The following is a 16,865-nucleotide window of genomic DNA, read 5'->3' as shown; positions in this document are numbered from 1 at the left end:
CTCCGTGCCCATCGGGTTACCGTGGCCACAGTCGTAACGAGGGAGGGTCATGGTCTTTCGGTATTCGAGCGTGGTGCCCGCGCCACGGGACGAGGTGTTCGAGTGGCACGCCCGACCGGGGGCGTTCACCCGCCTGGCACCGCCCTGGCAACCGGTACGGCTCGCCGCCGAAGCCGATTCCCTGCGGGACGGTGTGGCGGTGCTGTCGTTCCCGGGCGGGGTGCGCTGGGAGGCCGCGCACCTGCCGGAGCGCTACGACCCGCCGCGCCGGTTCGCGGATCGTCTGGTGAACCCGCCGCTGTCGACGGTGCTGTCGTGGACGCACGCCCACGACTTCGTCGAGGAGGCCGACGGCACCCGCGTCGTCGACAAGGTCGCCACCTCCGTCCCCGACGCGCTGCTGCGGCCGATGTTCGCCTACCGGCACGCCCAGCTCGCCGACGACCTGGCCGCCGGCGCCCGCGCCCGTGCCTGGAGCGATCGGCCGCTGACCGTCGCGGTCACCGGTGCGGGCGGGTTGGTGGGGCGCAACCTGTGCGCGCTGCTCACCACGGGCGGGCACCGGGTGATCCGGCTGGTGCGGCGGGCACCGAGCCACCCGGACGAACGGCGGTGGGACCCCCGTGAACCCGCGGCCGACCTGCTCGAAGGCGTGGACGCCCTGGTGCACCTGGCGGGGGAACCGATCTTCGGACGGTTCACCGAGGAGCACAAGGCCGAACTGTGGGACAGCCGGGTCGAACCGACCCGGGCGCTCGCCGCACTGGTGGCGCGGGGCGGCGGGCCGCGCGTGTTCGTGACGGCGTCGGGCATCGGATACTACGGGCCGGACCGCGGCGAGGAGGTCCTCACCGAGGACAGCCCGCGCGGCGAGGGGTTCCTGGCCGATCTGGTCGCCGAGTGGGAGGCCGCCACGGGACCGGCCGCCGAGGCGGGCGTGCGGTGCGTCCAGGTGCGCACGGGGATCGTGCAGACCCCGGCGGGCGGGGTACTGGGGTTGCAGTACCCGCTGTTCGCGGCGGGTCTGGGCGGTCGGCTCGGTGACGGACGGCAGTGGTTGTCGTGGATCGGCGCCGACGACCTCTCCGACGTCTACGTGCGCGCGATCCTCGACGAGGACCTGGCGGGGCCGATCAACGGGGTGACGCCGTACCCGGTGCGCGGCGCCGAACACGCGCGACTGCTGGCCAAGACCCTGCGTCGGCCGTCGTTGTTCCCGGTGCCGGGGTGGGCGCCCGCCGTGCTGCTGGGCAAGGAGGGGGCGGACGAGATGGCGTTGGCGAACCAGCGGGTCGCCCCGGGTCGTCTGGCGAGGGCGGGGCACCGGTTCCGGTACCCGCACCTGGAGGAGGCGCTGGCGCACCTGTTCGGCCGCACCGAACCGGTCTGAACGGGGTCGGACGGCGTCGGTGGAGCGCCGGCGCTCCACCCACGCCGTCCACGCACGCGGTCTCCGGGACCCACCGCCCCGGACGTGGGCGCAGGGCGGGCCCGGCACGGTCGTGCCCACGGGGGTGTGGGTGCGCGGTGGACACGAGAAAAGGGCGAGGGCCCGCCTCGGTCCGCGTCGGCTTCGGCGGTGTCCGGGACGGGCCGCACCACGAGAGGGCGTCCGGCGCGGGCGTTCGCACGGCCACCCGCGCCGCACGCCCCCGGTCAGCCCACCGTCGAGGCGACCCGCGCCGGGGTCCGGAAGACCTGGTGCGGCTGGAAGACGCAGATGTTGGTCTCGCTCTGGGCGTTGGCGTCGGTGATCTCCACGAAGTAGGAGTACGTGGTCTCGGGCCTCAGGTCGGCGTGGACGTCGACGCCGCCCCGGTTGAGCCCGGCCCGCTCATCGCCCCGTAGACGCTGCACGAAGATGTTGTCCCACCACGTGAGGTTCTGGGTGTCGAACTCCTTGGCCGATCCGCCCTCGGCCAGCCGGTGGATGTAGTAGGCGTCCGGGCCCCCGAAGCCGTCCAGGGTCGCCCAGTCGCAGCGCAGCTCACCCGACACGGGCACCCGGTCCAGGACCTCCCCGCCGGAGGGCGAGTAGGAGGCCAGGATGCGCTCGCGCTCGTTCTTGTAGTGCTCGACCAGCTCTCGTGAGGTGGTCGCGCTGTGCGTGCGCGACTTGCGCAGCACCCGGCCGTCGATGCAGAGCACCTCGATGGTGTACTCGCCCTCGGGCAGGAAGCCCGTGGGCAGATTGACCATGTACCAGTAGTAGTCGAGGGTGCGGTCGTAGATGTGGCCGTTGGTGTTGGCGGCGGTGAACCGCTGGTCGCCGAACACCACCTCGTACCCGTCCGGGCCTCGCGCGGTGATGGACTCCACGAGTTCGGGGGTGGGAACGCCCGGGGTCGGATGGAAGGAGACCAGGAACTTGTGCTGCTCCCTGGGGAGCGGTGTTCCGTCGAAGTCCCAGTAGACGTCGCAGGCCATGATGTCGAAGATGCGCACTTCCGGAACGTTCATGAGCTTCCCTCCGAGGGGTGATCGCCGTCTCACCGAGTGTGCGCCGAGCGCGGCTCGGACGCATCGGTCAGATCTCGGGTCCTCCCGATCGGGCGGGACCTCCGCCTCCTGACCGTGCCGCAGGGAACACGGCCGGGGCGCGGGGTCCTCGCGCGCCGCGGCGACGGACTCCCGTTCTTCGGCGCCACCGGGGCGCGCCATCTCAGACGGTCGTTCCGCGCCCCCTCGGAGAGTGGTCGGCCCGAACGTCCTCGCCGAGGTCGAGCAGGACCAGATAGCGGCTGAGGTGGGCGGCGGCGTCGAGCATGGCGAGGCCCTGCGCGGTCAGTCTCCGCCGCCAGTCGCTCAGGGACGCGAACAGCGCGTCGGTGCCGCCGGCCGTTCGGACCTGCCCGACCACGGTGCGTACGTGGTCCAGCGGGTAGCCCCCGCGTCGGAGCAGGTGGGCGAGTTCGGCGTCACGGACGTCCTCCGCGCGGAAGACGCGGTATCCGGTGGCGGGGTCGCGTTCGGGAACGAGGATGCCGACGTCCTCCCAGTTGCGCAGCGTCGCCGGGGTGACACCGAGCCGGTGCGCGAGTTCGCCGATGGTCCGGGTGCGGCCGGCCGGTGAACGCCCCGGTGCGGTGTCGGGCCCCGCCGTCAGGTGATCCACGGACTCCCGCACCGCGGCGAGGGTGGCCCGGTCGCGGAGCAGCCGCTCGTGGCCGTGGTCGATGACCGCCAGGGCGTCGTCGAGCCGGTCCTCGTGGAGCGCGTGCATGATCCGGCCGGCGGGCGGGTGGCCGTACGCCCGGACGAGGAAGAGGTGGGCGCGCAGTGCCGCCGCGTGCACCTCGGTGTAGATCCGGTGGCCGCTCCGGGTGCGCTCGGCGGGCGGGATGAACCCGTCCCGCTCGTGGTTGCGGACCGACTGGGTCGAGATGCCGTGCTCGTGGGCGAGGTCGGATGGTCGCACGAAGGGTTGTCTCCGCTTTGAGGCTTGACGGAAGAAAGGTGAGGTGGGAGGGGATCAGGTCTCAACCGTTCTTTCAAGGATACGCTTGAGACTCATGGATCAGGACATTCGAGACTTCGTGCCCGCGTCATGTGAGCTGTTGGCCCTGGGCGAGCCGACACACCGGGAACCGGCCTTCGGGCTGGTCCGCAACGAACTGCTCGTCCGGCTGGTCGACCTCGGCTTCCGGTCGATCGCCATCGAGATCGACCGTGTGGCCGCGCTCTCCGTGAACGATTTCGTGCGAGGCGGAGCGGGGGACCTCGACCGGGTGCTGGAGGAGGGCTTCTCGCACGACTTCGGGGAACTGGACGCCAACCGGCGACTGGTCGCCTGGCTGCGCGAGTACAACGAGGACCGGTCGGCCGAAGAGCGGGTCGCCTTCCACGGCTTCGACACCCCTGGGGAGAACTTCAGCGCGCCGAGTCCCCGGGGATACCTGGAGTACGCCCGTGACCGTCTAGGGCTCGACCTCGACATCGCGGGCCTGACCGGTGACGACGAACGGTGGAGTCGCGCGGAGGCGGTCATGGACCCGGCCATGTCACCGGGGATCACGGAGGAGGCGGTGCGGCTGCGGGTGATCGCCGACGGCATGCTCGGCGAGCTCTACGCGCGCGCCCCGGAGCTGATCGCGGCGACCTCACGTGCCGAGTGGTCCGGGACCCGGACCCGTCTCACGGCCGGTATCGGCCTGCTGCGCTACCACGAGCAGTGCGCGCGGCACCCCGAACAGGCCGTCCGCTTGCGCGCCCAGATCGCCACCCGGGACGCGCTCATGGCCGAGAACCTCCTGGACATCCGGGACATCGAGGCGGAGCGCGGGGCGACGCTGGTCTTCACCCACAACCTGCACCTCCGAAGGACCCCGAGCGTCTGGCGGTTCGGGGACGAGGACCTGGACTGGTTCTCGGCCGGTGCCATCGTGGGATCGCTCGTGGGTGAGCGGTACGCGTGTGTCGCGGGCAGCCTGGGGCGCAGCGAGGGCCTGGGGCTCGGGGAACCGGAGGCGGACACCTACGAGGGCGCGCTTCAGGCCGGCGTCACCACGTGGGGGTTGAGGGCGGCCACGGGACTCGCTCCCGCCCGGACCCGGACCGATACCACTCCGGAGAAGGGCTACTTCCCCCTTGAGGAGGCGACCGTCGCCGGGGTCGACGCGGTCCTGCACATCGCGGACGCGGGGGCCATCGTCAAAACCGTCGGGAGCTGAGGACGGAGCCGGGCCCGATCCGCCGCCCCCCGGGGGGCGGCGGACGGCGGCGTTCCGTGACGGTGGGATGCTTCGCGTCATGCGTGAAGGTCGGTGGGACGTGACGAGGCCGGGGGCGTGGGGGCGTATCGCGTGCGTCTGGGCGATCGCTTTCGCGGTGCCGCATTTCCACTGGGCGATGGGCGGCGACCGGGGGCTCGCCGTCTCCGCGGGCCCCCTGGCCGAGGAACGCCCCCTGTGGTTCGTGGCGGTGGGTCTGTGGGGCGTGGGAGTGCTGTGCCTCGTCGGCGGTGTCCTGGGGTGGCTTCTCGCCGGCTCGCGGCACCAAGGGCCGGCGGGGTGGGTGATCAGGGCCCTGGGATGGTGCGCGTGCGTCGTGCTGTCGTTGCGCGGCATCGCCGTCCAGGCGCTGTTGCTGATCGACACGTCCGGCCGGGCCGTGGACGTGAGCCCGGAACAGCGACTGTGGACGCTGTTGCTGTGGAACCCCTGGTTCCTGCTCGGTGGGCTCGCCTTCGGTCTGGCCGCGTGGGGGTTCCGTCCGCCCGAACCAGGGGGGACGGGCCGCGGGGCGGACCCCTCGGTCCCCTGACACCCGCGCGAGCGGGCTTGCCGGCGTGCCCGCCCACGCCCACCGTCACGGTGGGCGCGGGCGGACCTCGGCGACACCGCACGCCTCGCGCCTCACCATGCCTCGCGCCTCACCACGCCTCGCGGCTCACACGGCACGCGCGTCGTACTCCGCGCGGTTCGCGAGCACCTCGCTCATGTTCGCCTCGGCCCACCGCTTGACGCCGCGGATCATGGCGTGGAGCGAGAGCCCCAGTTCGGTCAGCTCGTACGTGACCGTGACCGGCACGGTGGGCGTCACGGTGCGGGAGACGAGGCCATCGCGTTCGAGGGAGCGCAACGTCTGGGTGAGCATCTTCTGGCTGATCCCGGCCAGCCGGCGGGACAGCTCGGAGTAGCGCATCGACCGCGGCCCGTCCGTGCTCCCGCCCTCGGCCGGTTCCCGGCAGTCGTCGCCGAGCGCGGTCAGGACCAGGGCGACCCACTTGTCGGAGATCCGGTCGAGCAACTGTCGGCTGGGACACATCGCCATGAACGCGTCGTACTCCTCCTTCGCCATCGCCCGCCTCTGCGCCGCGGTCATCGTCGCCACCGGCCGCCCCTTCCTACTCGTGGGTGGGCTACGCACTTCCGAGTACGTACTTCCCATTGGAGAGTTACCCCACCAGAGTGATGTGCGACAGCCTCCGAGCGCAAGACCCCGAGGAGTACGACCATGGGTATCCCCACCTTCCGTGCCGCCGTCGTCCGCACCCTGAACGACTCCGTCTCGGTCAAGGTCATCGACCTCCCCGTCCGTGAACCCGGCCCCGGCGAGGTCCGCGTCGAGATCGCGGCGGCCTCGGTCAATCCCGTCGACCTCGCGGTCGCGAGCGGTTACTTCCACTCTCTGGGCTTCATCGACCAGCCCGAGCACACCGGCCTGGGCTGGGACTTCGCCGGCACCATCGTCGCCGTCGGCCCCGACGTGGGCCTGACCGTCGGCACCCCCGTCGCCGGCCTGGTGGGCGGCCTCGACCGCGACTTCGGCACCTACGCGGAGCAGGTCGTCGTACCGGCCGCCGACATCGCCGTCGTGCCCGAGGGCCTGGACCCGGTGGAGGCGGCGACGGTCCCGCTCAACGGGTTGACCGCCGCCCAGCTCGTCGACCTGCTCGGCGACGCCCCCGCCGGGGGCGGCCGGCTGTTGGTGACCGGCGCGGCCGGCGCGGTCGGAGGGTACGTCGTCCCGTTCGCGCGGGAACGCGGCTGGCGGGTGACGGGTCTGGCCAGGTCCTGGGACGAGAAGTTCGTCCGGGGCCTCGGCGCCGACTTCACCGACCGGGCCGCACACGGGTGGGACGCGGTCGCCGACGCCGCCGCCCTTCAGGACCAGGGCCTGGCCCTGGTCCGCGACGGCGGGCTCTTCGTGGGTGTGCAGCCGAGTGCCGTGCCCTCCTCGGAGCGCGGGATCGACGTGCGCGCCGTGTCGGTGAGGCCGGACGGCACACGGCTGGGCGAGCTGCTCGACCGGACCGCGTCCGGAGAACTGCCGGCCCGCGTGCACGCCGTCCTGCCGCTGCCCCGGCTGGCCGAAGCCCACCGCGCCATGGCCGAGGGCGGAGTGCGCGGCCGTTACGTCCTCAAGCCCTGACCTCGGGCGGGAGGTGATCCCCGGGCGGGCGGTGGGCGTACGACGCTCACCGCCCGCCCCCGCGCTCACGGGCGGGGTCACGCCGCGACCGGTGCCGGTGCCGGCGCCGGTGCGGTCCGGTCGGCGCGTTCGCCACAGGTGGGGCAGGGCACCGCGATGACGTCCCGGCCCGTGCGGGCGATGCGCAACACCATGCGATAGCGGGGTGAGGTCCTGTCGGCGTTGCAGTGCTGGTCATCGCACTTGGGGTGGACGAACGAGGCGTCGAGGCCGGTGGAGGGACGGCTCGTGAGCGGGTTCTCCGGGGCGGTCGCCGGTGGGTCGATCCGTTCCGGTGGGGTCGGTCCGATCCGGTCGGCCGGTGGGTGAACGGGTTCGGAGGGGCGGGTGCGGCGGACGTGTCCGCACACCGTGCAGGCGCCACCGGGGACGTTGCGGACGGTGGGATGGTCCGGGCAGGTGCCGGTGGCCCTGCCCCGGGAGTCGAGGGTGAAGCCGGGTGGGGCGGGGGCCCCGGTGTCGGCGTGTGCGGTGAGACGGTCCATGGGGACACTGCCGAACAGGTTCCGTTCGAACCCTCGGGACGTGGGACCCGGGGTCGGGGTGCGGGAGTTCCAGGCGCGGACCGTCTCCGGTGACGCCAGGCGGGTGGAGAGCGCGGCGAACGGGGCGAGGGTCTCCTCCCAGCCGGTGAGGGCGCGGGTGAGTTCTTCCTGCTTGAGACCCGCGAGGTGCAGCGACGCCAGACGGCGGGCGAGGGTGAGACGGTCGCGGGCGGGGTGGCGCAGCGCGCCGTCGGGGATCGCCTTCAGCAGGTCGAGGGTCCAGTTCGGGAGGGTCGGGGCCGCCGGTTCCGGTGGGTGCGCGGGTGTGGGCGCGGGTGTGGCCTCTGTGGTGACCGGCTCGCGGACGGACGGGTTTTCGTCCTCGTTGTTTCGTTGGTCGTTACTTACCGAAGAGGGCCGGGAATCCGACGTTCGGTCCACCGACGGCCGGTTTTCGGTACCCCGGTCCGAGCTGGGGGAATGCTCGTTCGGGGCGGTCGGAGCGGGTGGTGTGTCCTTGTCCCGGGGAAGGTCGTGGAGGGTCAGGGCGGTGGACCAGGTGCCGTCGGGGCGTTGGGTCTTGGAGCGTGCGAGGTAGCCGGTGGATTCGAGTTCGCGGAATAGTGATCGCGTCTTCTGTCGGCTTTCTCCGTTTTCACCGCGTTGGCGTTTGGCCAGACGGGTCATGGCGTCGGCGTCGGTCCACCAGTTCCGGGGCCGGGAGAGCAGTTCGGCCAGGAGTCCGCGCGCGGCCCAGGAGAGACGGGGGTCGCGTAGGGCGGCGTTCGGTAGGACGGTGAAGTGTTCGGTGTGGTGGGAGCGGAGGATCTTCACCGCGTCACCCCCGGGTGGGGGATGGGGACGGGAAGTCGCGCGTCCCGATTGCGGGCGCACGGGGGTATGGGACTAGGATTCATGCCTAGCCGCCTTCCTGGTAGTGCAGGTAGGTAGGTCAGGAGCCGTCGGGTGCTGCTAACACCGGGCGGCTCCGTTTTTTCGTGATGGGGGGATCACGAAATGGAGTTGTGGGTGCAGTCTAGGGGCGATCGCAGGGGTTCGGGGTGCGAATGCCGTTCGTTGGTATTCGCTCTCTGCGGAGGTGGCGTTCGATATGGGCGAATGGTTTGTATTGCCGCATTCGCGAGTGGGCGTTGCCGGTAGGGCCGGTGGACGTGGACGCTCGCTGGGGGTTGGGTCAAGCGGAGATAACGGCCTGCATTTCCCCAGGTGAAAAAGCGTGAGCCCCGCGCACGCGGGGATGGACCGTTCGCGGTGAACCTGGTGGACTGTGACGTGTGATGAGCCCCGCGCACACGGGGATGGACCGGGGACAGACTGCTCAGCCCACTCGGGTCACGACGGCTTCTTCTGCCCGCACGACCAGCAGTTCGGGCGGCCCCGCGCGTTGTTGTCCGCACCGCACCGGTCGCACATCCACCGCAGAACCGGGTCTACGATCATCCGCAGCCAGCTACGGTGGGTTTCATGGCCGATCATGATCTCGCCTCCAAGCACCCCGACGTTTTGTTCACTCCCTTGAATCCCGGCGAGCACAGCGGGGGCGCTATATGGCGCCTGCGGCCCCGGTCGGGCGGGACGCCCATCATGTGGGCCCGCACCGATGAGGACGCCGACCGGTACGCCGAGACCATCGCCAGAATCGCACGACGGTAGTCGGCCTACACGGGGAATGCGTGAGGTGTCCGGAAGCGGACACGCAGAAGGCCCTGCGCTCGGCGGGGCCTTCGCTGTTCAGGGCCCACCAGGAGGAAAGCGAGTGAGCCCCGCGCACGCGGGGATGGACCCCCACGTCACTACGCGGCCACACCCACCCGCAGGGCAGCCCATGCCCCGGCCGAGAACACCAGGGCCGCGCCCGGGTTCCGGGTGTCGCCCATCTCCACCACCCCGGTGGTGTCGAGCAGCGCCGTCGCGCAGTTCGTGACGTTCTTGGAGCGCTCGGACTTCACCCGCTTGCCGACCGGCAGTGACTTCCGGCCCTGGGTGTAGGTCAGCTTCATGCGTATCCTCCTGTGCATCCCTTGTGGAACCCGGCGGCACCAACCGCAGGGGCGGGACCCGAATGGGCCCCAACCCCGTGCCCTGGGCGGTCTCCCAGGGCACGGGACATCTAAGCGCGCACACCAACCCGGCAGGTCCATGCCTGCGGGCGCATCCAGTCCTGGGGGTGGTACTGCCATTCGGGCCCGGTTGCGAAGTCCCGCCACCAGTACCCGAGCCGACCGAAGTCCTCCGGGCCGGGGTACCGGGGGAAGTTGTTGAACAACCCGCTGCCGGGGGCGGGGATCTCCCGGGCCGGGAACTCGTACCGCCACACCTCTCGCCTGGCCTGGGTCACCAAACGGAACCGCATCGCCCCCACCGGTTCGCCGTCTTGTGTCACCCCACGGATGTCCACCTGGCCGGGTCCCTCGACGACCGCGAAGAAACCGGCCCGGCGGGCGGCCTGGGCGAACTCGGCGGTGGTGGCGTCCATTCGGTTCTCCTGAGATCGGGTCGGTGGTGCAGCAGGTCACGGATCAGGGCGCCCAGCTCCGCCCATTCACCGGTCGGCCTGGACGGTGGTGGGGCGGCTTGTTCGGCGGCGCGGATCAGCGGGTCACCTCGCCTCAACGGGTCTTCGCGCTGCCGGATGCTCACCACCGGCGAGGAGGTGGGCAAACCCAGCCGGACGGCGAGGTACCCGGTACAGGTGTTGCGGGGCGGCCCCGGCCGGTCACCGAATCGGTGCGACGCCATGGGTCTCCTCCTCTCCTCGTGCCGGTGCGGGTGGCCGCGCCCCCGCCCCCCTTTGGATGGGGCGCGGCCGGTTTGGTGCCCGCCCACCCGGGCCTCGGCGGTCCTCCGGGCGGGCGGGGGTCAGGTCGTGAAACCGGCCTCTTCCAAGAGACGATCGACGTCCTCTCTGCGGAAGCGGTGGTGGCCCCCGGGGGTCCGAACGCCCGGCAACCTCCCGGCCGCCGCCCACCGGGCCACCGTTTTCGGGTCGACCCGGAACAGGGCCGCGATCTCATCGGGGGTCACCAACACCGGCAGGGGTGGCGGGTTCTGGTCGCTCATCGGTTCCTCGTCTCGTCTCGCGCCGACCGGGCGGCGTCCATCTCATCGATCACGGCCTCGGCTGCGGCTTCGGGGATGCGGTAGCGGCCTCCGTGGTCGGTGACGTGGGCGATCCAGTCGCGTCGCACCCAGTTCTCAACCGTGTCTTGGGCCACTCCCCACAGGTCCGCGACCTGCGCGATGCTCAACCACCTCATCGGCCTGCTGTTCTGATGGGTCACGCCGTGCTCCTCGGTGTAGGTGGGGGTGGGGTGGGGTGGCATCCGTTCCCACCGCCCGCCCCCGAGTCCCCACCCGAGAGGGCGGACCGCTGACACCGGTCGGTTCCTGTGTGGGGCTGGGGAGGGACCGACCAGCCGTTCCGGGTGGTGGGGCGGCAGGTGACAGGTTCCTGCCGCCCCACCCCGGCCCCGCGTGGTGCCTCACACGATTCGCGGGGCCGGTTGGCCGCAACACCCTCGGGCGGGCCGGGGGTACGGGTTCCCCGGGGTGCTACGACCGGCTTGAAAAGGGCGGGGGCAGCGGGTGTTGGCGCGCTGCCCCCGCCGGCCGGGCCCATCTCCCCAGACCGCCCGGCGGGGTGCGGTGGCGGAATCCCTGGGCGGGGTGTCGGGAGTCGCCCCGGGTGCGTCGCCACCGCACGATCAGAAGGTGCGTCTGTCAATCAAGGCGCGCACGGTGATGGGGGTCCCGGCGCCGCCGTCCCAGTCCCAATACAGGGCCAGAGCGTCGACGGTGTGCAGGCCGCCGTTCGCCCCGGCGATGGGGAAGGTGTGGGCCCCGTTCGTGGAGGGTTCGGTGCCTTCGTCGGTGACGGACACGGCGATGTCGAACCGGCACCGGTCGATGCGCAGTTCAGCGTGCCCTCCGGGCTGGCCGCTGCGGGTCCACTGGTGGGCGTTGCGGACGAGGGCGACGGCGACGCGGGCGACCCGGTCGGCGACGTCGGTGGGGGCGTCCGTCTGCCGGTGCGCCCATGTGTAGATGTGGGTCAGGTACCAGTCGCCGTCCTGGGGGTTGGCGGCGGGGATGCGGAGTGCGGACATGCGGTCGTCGCTGGTCCGCGTGGGGAGCGGGGCCGGTTGCCCTGTGCTGGGGGTGTTCGGGGCGGTACACTGCATTCGCTTCACCTCGGCTGTTGGGGTGGGGCGTTGAGCCTCGGCGACCGCTCTCGACTTCGGCCGCCGGGGCTTTTGCTTGCCCTCCGGCCGGTGATCTCCAGCCGGATCTACAACATTGCATGGCCGCGCTTGGCGGGAAAGCCGCGTGAGCTTGCTGTTCACCTTTGTTGCCTTCCGGTATTTTTTCGTCTTCTCCTGTAGTCATCAGGTATTCCCTTGTGGTTTTCTGGTGACATGGACGGAGTTGAAGAAAGCGACGAAAAGGACGAAAGGGATAGGCGGGACGTTCGTATGGGTCGAGCCCTCGCGTCCCAACGAACAAAGATGCGAATGACACAACAGGGCCTTGCGGCGAAGGTTCGAGTCAGCAAGGGACTCATCTCGCACTTTGAACAGGGAAAACGCCGAATCTCGCCTGGTCTCATCGGCGAGATCGACGTGACGCTGCGAGCAGAACGCCGACTGACCCGCCTCTACCAAGAGCTGTACGCCCCGGACCAAGTCGACTGGCTTGGCCAACTCGCTCAACACCAGCGAGAAGCGGAGCTAATCAAGGAATACCAACGGCTACACGTCCCCGGTAACCTCCAAACACCCGGCTACGCGTCCGGCGTCATCGCATCCGGCGCACCCTGGTTCTCCCCTGGAGAGGTAGAGGAGAGAGTCGAAACCCGCATGTCCCGGGCGAAGGACCTCCTAGCACTCCAAACACCGCACTACCATGTGGTGCTAGACGACGCTGTAGTGCGGCGCCTCCTCGTCCCGCCGAAAGTCATGGCGGAACAGTGCACACACCTGCTAGAAATGGCTGAGTCCGGGCGGGTAATGCTCCAGGTGTACGAGTGGGGGCAGTACCCCCACCCCGGAGTTGACGGCTCGTTCGCCCTCATCGCGGCACCCGAGGCCCCAGAGGTTCTGCACGTCGAATCCGTACTACGCGGACAGACCTCCGACGACCCGTCCACCGTGCGGCGATATGGCATGCTGTTCAGCAGATTGCAGGCGGCGGCTCGGACCCCCGAAGCGTCTGCTGGCCTGCTGCGTAACCTGATCAAGGAGTACTCGGCATGAACACCGCCGACTGGCACAAGTCGACCTACAGCTCTGGCTCGCAGAACTGTGTCGAGGTCTCCGAGGGCACCGAGACCCGGGTTCGGGACACCCAGAACAGGGAGCTGGGCCACCTCGGGTTCGAGGCCGGGGAGTGGACCGTGCTCCTGGGCACCCTCACCAAGTAACAGCACACAGGACCGGCGCCCGCCAGGCGAATTGGCGGGGGCCGGTTTCGTGTTCGCGGCGACGCATCGACCCCGGACCGTGGGGCCGCCGGCATCTTCCGCTGGGTGGGGGCTCACCGAAACCGTAACCCAGGGTGCCACGTTGGCGTACAGGGGCGGCCGGGACGGGAACCCGGTCAGAGAGTGCCGTGCTCGCGGAGCCTGCCGCACTTCGTGCAACGGTCTACAAAGTTCGGGCCGGGGAAGTCGTTGTGGCGGAGGTTGTCGGCGGGGCACACTTCCGGGGCGGCGGGGAGGGGTTCGGTTGCTTCGCAGGCCATGCACTCCCGGCGGTCAGAGCGTTCTAGCCACACGTGCGGGTGGTCTACGACCCCGATCCCAGCCATACCGTCACCTTTCCTCGGTTGCGGCGCACAACGTGCAGAAGTAGATGTTCGCCATCCCGGAGTACATCCAATCGTGCTTGCCGTCTTTGGTTTTAGGGCAAGGCGGGCTGTGCTTGCCAGCGGTTGGGGGGATGATGGTTGCCGTTGATCCTACCTGCTGCATTTCTGGGCCCTTCGTGCGGTGTGAGGCACCACACCGGAAACCGTAACCCACGGGGCACCCGCTGTCACCGGATTGGCCGAGCCCGGACACGCAAGACGCCTCCGCCCTGAAGAAAAAGGGGCGGAGGCTCCAGAGGTCCGTCACCGTGAGCCCCACGCACGTGGGGACGGCCCCAAGCCATGGTTGCTCAGGTGCGGCCGGTGGCGGGAGTGGTGGCCGCGGCCCCGGTCGGGAGCCCGCCCCCGCGCACCGGGCGCGGGAGCGTTTCCACCGGCAGGGCCCGGGGCCCGAGCGCCCGTGGGGCACCGTGCCGGTAGGCGGCGGTGAGCGGGACCCCTTGGCGGGCCGTCCCGACAGTGGGGAAGGCGGGGTCGAGTGTGGCACCGTCGGCCGAGCGCCCGACTCCCCTTGGCATGGGGCTTTCCCCGACGCGTGTTCACCGGCGCCCCCGCAACCAGAGCGTCTCTCCTGCCCGCGTGTGCGAGTCCCGGATCCTGAAACCCCTGCCATCCGACGCTGTGCTCGTTAGGCTCACCGAGACGGCGACACCGAGACACGAGAGGCCCATGGTGCGGGAGATCGAGGCGAAATACCAGGTGCGGAGTGGGGACGGTGAGGCCTTGTCGGCGGCGCTCAAGCGGGCCGGGGTGGAACTCGGCAGTCCGGTTCACCAGGATGATCAGGCCTACGCCCCTGAGGCCTGGGCCTACGGCCTCTCGAAGGTCGGGGTCCCCTTCGCGCGGCTGCGCACCACCCAGGACGGCCGGCATCTGTTCACCGTCAAGACGCCGGTCTCGAACGAGATGGAGTGCTCCGAGGCCGAGAGCATCGTGGCCGACCGACAGCAGATGCACGAGGCCCTCGTCCACATGGGTTTCCGGCCCACGGTGCGCATCGTCAAGACACGGTGCTCGGGCACCGTGGGGGAGTGGTCCGTCTGCGTTGACGAGGTCGAATCCGCGGGCCTGTTCATCGAGGTCGAGGCGACGGTCACCGACGACCGCGACGGCTTGGCCGTACAGGCCGAACTGGACGCCTGGGTACGCGCCCTCGAAGTACCGGTAGAGCGCACCACCGACACCTATGACTCCCTCGTCCGTGCCGCCAGAGCCTAGCGGATCCTCGGTGTTCCCCGTCGCGTCGGCCACGGTGGCCCCTCCGGCGGGAACGATCCGCCTGGAGGTGCCCTTGGACGATGTCGAGGACATCGGGTTCTGGCAGGACGTCAACGATCGAGGGTTGAACGGGACCCCGCTCTACTACCGCCCCTTCCTCGAACGCAAGGCGGAACGGTGCGCAGCGGTGATCACCGCCCTGGCCCGAGCCGAGCCCGGCGGTGTCCTGTTCCACTGCGGGGCCGGACGTGACCGCACCGGCCTGGTGTCCCTGCTGCTGCTCGTCCTGGCCGGGGTACGGGCCGACGCGATCGCCGACGACCACGCACTCTCCACCGCCGAACTCGTCCCCCTCTTCGCCGCGATGGGACGACGGGACCAGGGGCCGATGATCGAGTCCCTGATGGCCGAACGGGGGACGACGCTCCGGGGGAGCGTCCTCGACGTCCTCGACGGGCTGGACGTACGGGCCCACCTCCTGGAGGCGGGGGTCGCAGAGCGGGACCTGGCCGGTGTCCGGGCTCGGCTCCTGGGTTGAGCCCTCGGGTGGCGAGGCCGGGACCACCGGTGATCCGTGGCGGGTGGTCCCTCGACCTCCTCCCCTCCAGGAGGAAGGTCACCGTTTGGTGCGGGCCTCCAGCCAGGTGGTGATGAGGTCCAGGACACGGTCGCCGGCGGTGTCGTGCAGGAGTTCGTGGTAGCCGCCTTCGACGGGGTGGAACTCCTTGTCGTCGACGGGCAGCGATTCCACGAACAGGCGGCTCTGTTCCGGGTCGGTGACGGTGTCCTCGGTGCCGTGAACGACCAAGCACGGTGTGCGCCAGTGCGCGATGCGTCGGCGGACGCCCGCGTTGACCTCCAGGGCGGTGGCGGCCACCCGCATCGGCAGGCGCCCTCGGAAGAACAGCGGGTCCTCCGCGAGCGACTCGATCTGCTCGGTGAGGTGGGTGAGCCGTGAGGGCGGCTGTTTGGGCAGGGGCGCCGGGACGGTGGGCAGGAGCAGTCCCAGCAGGTCGACGGCGGCGCGCACCGGGGGCGGGGGGAGCGGGAGCAGTGCGGGGGCGGTCAGCACCACACCGTCGACGTCGGCGGGGTCCACGGTGACGCTGCCCGCCGTGATGAGCCCGCCGAGGGAGTGTCCGAACAGCAGGACCGGGAGGCCCCGCGCACGCATGCGCCGCCGCAGGAGCACGTGGTCGATGACGGCCCGGCGCGCGTCCAGGGATCCCCGGCGGCCGGGCGCGCGTCCGTGGCCTTCGAGGTCGGCGGCCCACACCTCGAATCCGAGTTCCACCAGGTGGGGGATGAGCGTGTTGTGGGAGGTCACGAACCGTTCGGCGTATTCGGAGTAGCCGTGCTGGAGCTGGACGAGCGCTCTGGGGGTGCCCGCGGTCTCCCATACGTGGACGTCGCCCCCGGTGGGTGTGGTGCGGACTCCGGTCACGGTCTCTCCTTGGCGCAGGGGTCGGTGGGCCGATGGTGCAGGGGTACCCGTCGTGTGGTGGAGGATTCGCCTCGGGCACCCGGTGTGTCGGGTTCGGCTTCGAGGAGGGGGCCGGTGAAGGCGCGGAGACGGTCGGCCCGTTCGGACGGGACGGCGCGGGTCGCGGGTTCGGTGTGCATGATCAGGTACGGGGCCGGCCGGTGGACGGCGGCCTCCCCTGTTCCCGGTCCTGTGAAGGACGCGGCGGCGTACCGTCCCGGGGGTGGCCGGTGCGCGCACGGCGACGGTGTCACGTGATGCCGTACTTGTCGGGGACCCCGTAGGAGGTGGGTTCGCCGGGGGCGGTCTCCAGGTCCAGGGCCTTCTCGATCCCCTCCAGGGCACGTGCCAGGCGGGGGGCGTTGCGGCGGTACACCTGGGGGTGCGGGCGTCCGGAGAAGTCGGTGCGCCGCCAGATGGAGTGGCGGACACCCACCGTGATGTCGAGGAACCAGGGCGCCAGGTAGACGGTCGCGTCGACCAGGTCGTGTTCGCGTTCCTCGCGGCCCTGGGCGTCGATCCAGGCCCCCGGTCCGGACAGGGTGATGGACTGGGGTTCGGCGTCCGGGAGTCCGGCCGGGCGGCCGATGGGGACGTCGCGGGCCATGTCCGGCGCGGTGAGCGCGGCGGCCGGGTCGATGTCCATGAGGGAGGCGAAGCCCGAGTACCCCTCGCCGGCGCGCAGCCAGGACACCTTCATGGTGCGGGGAACGCACAGGCCCTCGTCGGTGAGGACGTGGGCGGCGGTGGCGAGTCGGTCGCAGGCGTCGGCGAGGGTGAGGTCGTCGTCGTCGGAGTTCACCTCCCAGGACCAGGAGGCGATGTGGTCGAGCGTCTTGGGCAGCACGGGGTCGGTGGTC

General features: G+C 70.7%; 20 protein-coding genes. 9 read left to right on the top strand and 11 right to left on the bottom strand.

Annotated features, from left to right (window positions below):
• Positions 1–49: 49 nt before the first annotated feature.
• Positions 50–1,390 (top strand): TIGR01777 family oxidoreductase, encoded by a 1,341-nt coding sequence (locus RM479_RS08725; RefSeq protein WP_311511210.1) that lies wholly within the window; start codon positions 50–52, stop codon positions 1,388–1,390.
• A gap of 266 nt (positions 1,391–1,656) precedes the next feature.
• Here RM479_RS08725 and RM479_RS08720 read toward each other — a convergent pair whose 3' ends face one another.
• Together RM479_RS08720 and RM479_RS08715 are read right to left on the bottom strand one after the other, a co-directional pair.
• Complete coding sequence (locus RM479_RS08720; protein WP_311511209.1) at positions 1,657–2,460, bottom strand: hypothetical protein; 804 nt, start codon at positions 2,458–2,460, stop codon at positions 1,657–1,659.
• A 202-nt stretch (positions 2,461–2,662) separates the two neighbouring features.
• On the bottom strand, positions 2,663–3,418 hold the full coding sequence (locus RM479_RS08715; RefSeq protein WP_311511208.1) for a TioE family transcriptional regulator: 756 nt from the start codon (positions 3,416–3,418) through the stop codon (positions 2,663–2,665).
• Positions 3,419–3,512: 94 nt separating this feature from the next.
• Between RM479_RS08715 and RM479_RS08710 the strand changes: the two genes are divergently transcribed.
• Together RM479_RS08710 and RM479_RS08705 are read left to right on the top strand one after the other, a co-directional pair.
• The gene (locus RM479_RS08710) at positions 3,513–4,670 is read left to right on the top strand and encodes an erythromycin esterase family protein (protein WP_311511207.1); all 1,158 of its coding nucleotides are present in this window, start codon (positions 3,513–3,515) and stop codon (positions 4,668–4,670) included.
• A gap of 79 nt (positions 4,671–4,749) precedes the next feature.
• Positions 4,750–5,262, top strand: a complete 513-nt coding sequence (locus tag RM479_RS08705) for a DUF3995 domain-containing protein (protein WP_311511206.1) — start codon at positions 4,750–4,752, stop codon at positions 5,260–5,262.
• A 126-nt stretch (positions 5,263–5,388) separates the two neighbouring features.
• On the opposite strand, the gene RM479_RS08700 is transcribed toward RM479_RS08705, so the two are convergent.
• A complete protein-coding gene (locus tag RM479_RS08700) occupies positions 5,389–5,823 on the bottom strand; it encodes a winged helix-turn-helix transcriptional regulator (RefSeq protein ID WP_449589936.1) in 435 nt (144 codons plus the stop codon).
• Between the two features lie 132 nt (positions 5,824–5,955).
• On the opposite strand from RM479_RS08700, the gene RM479_RS08695 reads away from it, so the two are divergent.
• Positions 5,956–6,873: an NADP-dependent oxidoreductase gene (locus tag RM479_RS08695; protein ID WP_311511204.1), complete on the top strand. Its 918-nt coding sequence runs from the start codon at positions 5,956–5,958 to the stop codon at positions 6,871–6,873.
• A gap of 77 nt (positions 6,874–6,950) precedes the next feature.
• On the opposite strand, the gene RM479_RS08690 is transcribed toward RM479_RS08695, so the two are convergent.
• Positions 6,951–8,252 carry a hypothetical protein gene (locus RM479_RS08690; RefSeq protein ID WP_311511203.1) on the bottom strand — a complete coding sequence of 434 codons (1,302 nt, stop codon included), beginning with the start codon at positions 8,250–8,252 and terminating at the stop codon, positions 6,951–6,953.
• Positions 8,253–8,903: 651 nt separating this feature from the next.
• On the opposite strand from RM479_RS08690, the gene RM479_RS08685 reads away from it, so the two are divergent.
• A complete protein-coding gene (locus RM479_RS08685; RefSeq protein WP_311511202.1) occupies positions 8,904–9,092 on the top strand; it encodes a hypothetical protein in 189 nt (62 codons plus the stop codon).
• A gap of 140 nt (positions 9,093–9,232) precedes the next feature.
• Here the strand turns inward: RM479_RS08685 and RM479_RS08680 are convergent, their stop codons facing one another.
• The 5 genes from RM479_RS08680 to RM479_RS08660 form a co-directional block, all read right to left on the bottom strand.
• Positions 9,233–9,439, bottom strand: a complete 207-nt coding sequence (locus tag RM479_RS08680; protein ID WP_311511201.1) for a DUF397 domain-containing protein — start codon at positions 9,437–9,439, stop codon at positions 9,233–9,235.
• 110 nt (positions 9,440–9,549) lie between these two features.
• Complete coding sequence (locus RM479_RS08675) at positions 9,550–9,915, bottom strand: hypothetical protein (RefSeq protein WP_311511200.1); 366 nt, start codon at positions 9,913–9,915, stop codon at positions 9,550–9,552.
• Positions 9,916–10,298: 383 nt separating this feature from the next.
• Positions 10,299–10,499, bottom strand: a complete 201-nt coding sequence (locus RM479_RS08670) for a BldC family transcriptional regulator (protein WP_311511199.1) — start codon at positions 10,497–10,499, stop codon at positions 10,299–10,301.
• Entirely contained in the window at positions 10,496–10,720 is a 225-nt protein-coding gene (locus RM479_RS08665; RefSeq protein WP_311511198.1) for a helix-turn-helix domain-containing protein, read from the bottom strand. The genes RM479_RS08670 and RM479_RS08665 overlap by 4 nt, the downstream gene beginning before the upstream one ends.
• A gap of 423 nt (positions 10,721–11,143) precedes the next feature.
• Positions 11,144–11,545: a hypothetical protein gene (locus RM479_RS08660; protein WP_311511197.1), complete on the bottom strand. Its 402-nt coding sequence runs from the start codon at positions 11,543–11,545 to the stop codon at positions 11,144–11,146.
• Positions 11,546–11,854: 309 nt separating this feature from the next.
• On the opposite strand from RM479_RS08660, the gene RM479_RS08655 reads away from it, so the two are divergent.
• The 4 genes from RM479_RS08655 to RM479_RS08640 all read left to right on the top strand — a co-directional run bounded on the left by RM479_RS08655 (position 11,855) and on the right by RM479_RS08640 (position 15,060).
• Positions 11,855–12,691 (top strand): helix-turn-helix domain-containing protein, encoded by an 837-nt coding sequence (locus tag RM479_RS08655; RefSeq protein ID WP_311511196.1) that lies wholly within the window; start codon positions 11,855–11,857, stop codon positions 12,689–12,691.
• Entirely contained in the window at positions 12,688–12,858 is a 171-nt protein-coding gene (locus RM479_RS08650) for a DUF397 domain-containing protein (RefSeq protein WP_311511195.1), read from the top strand. Before RM479_RS08655 ends, RM479_RS08650 begins: the two co-directional genes overlap by 4 nt.
• A gap of 1,118 nt (positions 12,859–13,976) precedes the next feature.
• Positions 13,977–14,522: a class IV adenylate cyclase gene (locus RM479_RS08645; protein WP_311511305.1), complete on the top strand. Its 546-nt coding sequence runs from the start codon at positions 13,977–13,979 to the stop codon at positions 14,520–14,522.
• A 10-nt stretch (positions 14,523–14,532) separates the two neighbouring features.
• Complete coding sequence (locus RM479_RS08640; protein WP_311511194.1) at positions 14,533–15,060, top strand: tyrosine-protein phosphatase; 528 nt, start codon at positions 14,533–14,535, stop codon at positions 15,058–15,060.
• Between the two features lie 78 nt (positions 15,061–15,138).
• On the opposite strand, the gene RM479_RS08635 is transcribed toward RM479_RS08640, so the two are convergent.
• Positions 15,139–15,966 carry an alpha/beta fold hydrolase gene (locus RM479_RS08635; RefSeq protein ID WP_311511193.1) on the bottom strand — a complete coding sequence of 276 codons (828 nt, stop codon included), beginning with the start codon at positions 15,964–15,966 and terminating at the stop codon, positions 15,139–15,141.
• 289 nt (positions 15,967–16,255) lie between these two features.
• Positions 16,256–16,852 carry a hypothetical protein gene (locus RM479_RS08630; RefSeq protein ID WP_274809480.1) on the bottom strand — a complete coding sequence of 199 codons (597 nt, stop codon included), beginning with the start codon at positions 16,850–16,852 and terminating at the stop codon, positions 16,256–16,258.
• Positions 16,853–16,865: the final 13 nt, after the last annotated feature.

The sequence above is a fragment of the Nocardiopsis lambiniae genome (assembly GCF_031845465.1).
Lineage (GTDB): Bacteria > Actinomycetota > Actinomycetes > Streptosporangiales > Streptosporangiaceae > Nocardiopsis > Nocardiopsis lambiniae.
The sequence above is the reverse complement of the archived record's forward strand: the minus strand, read 5'-3'. Positions and strand labels throughout refer to the sequence as shown.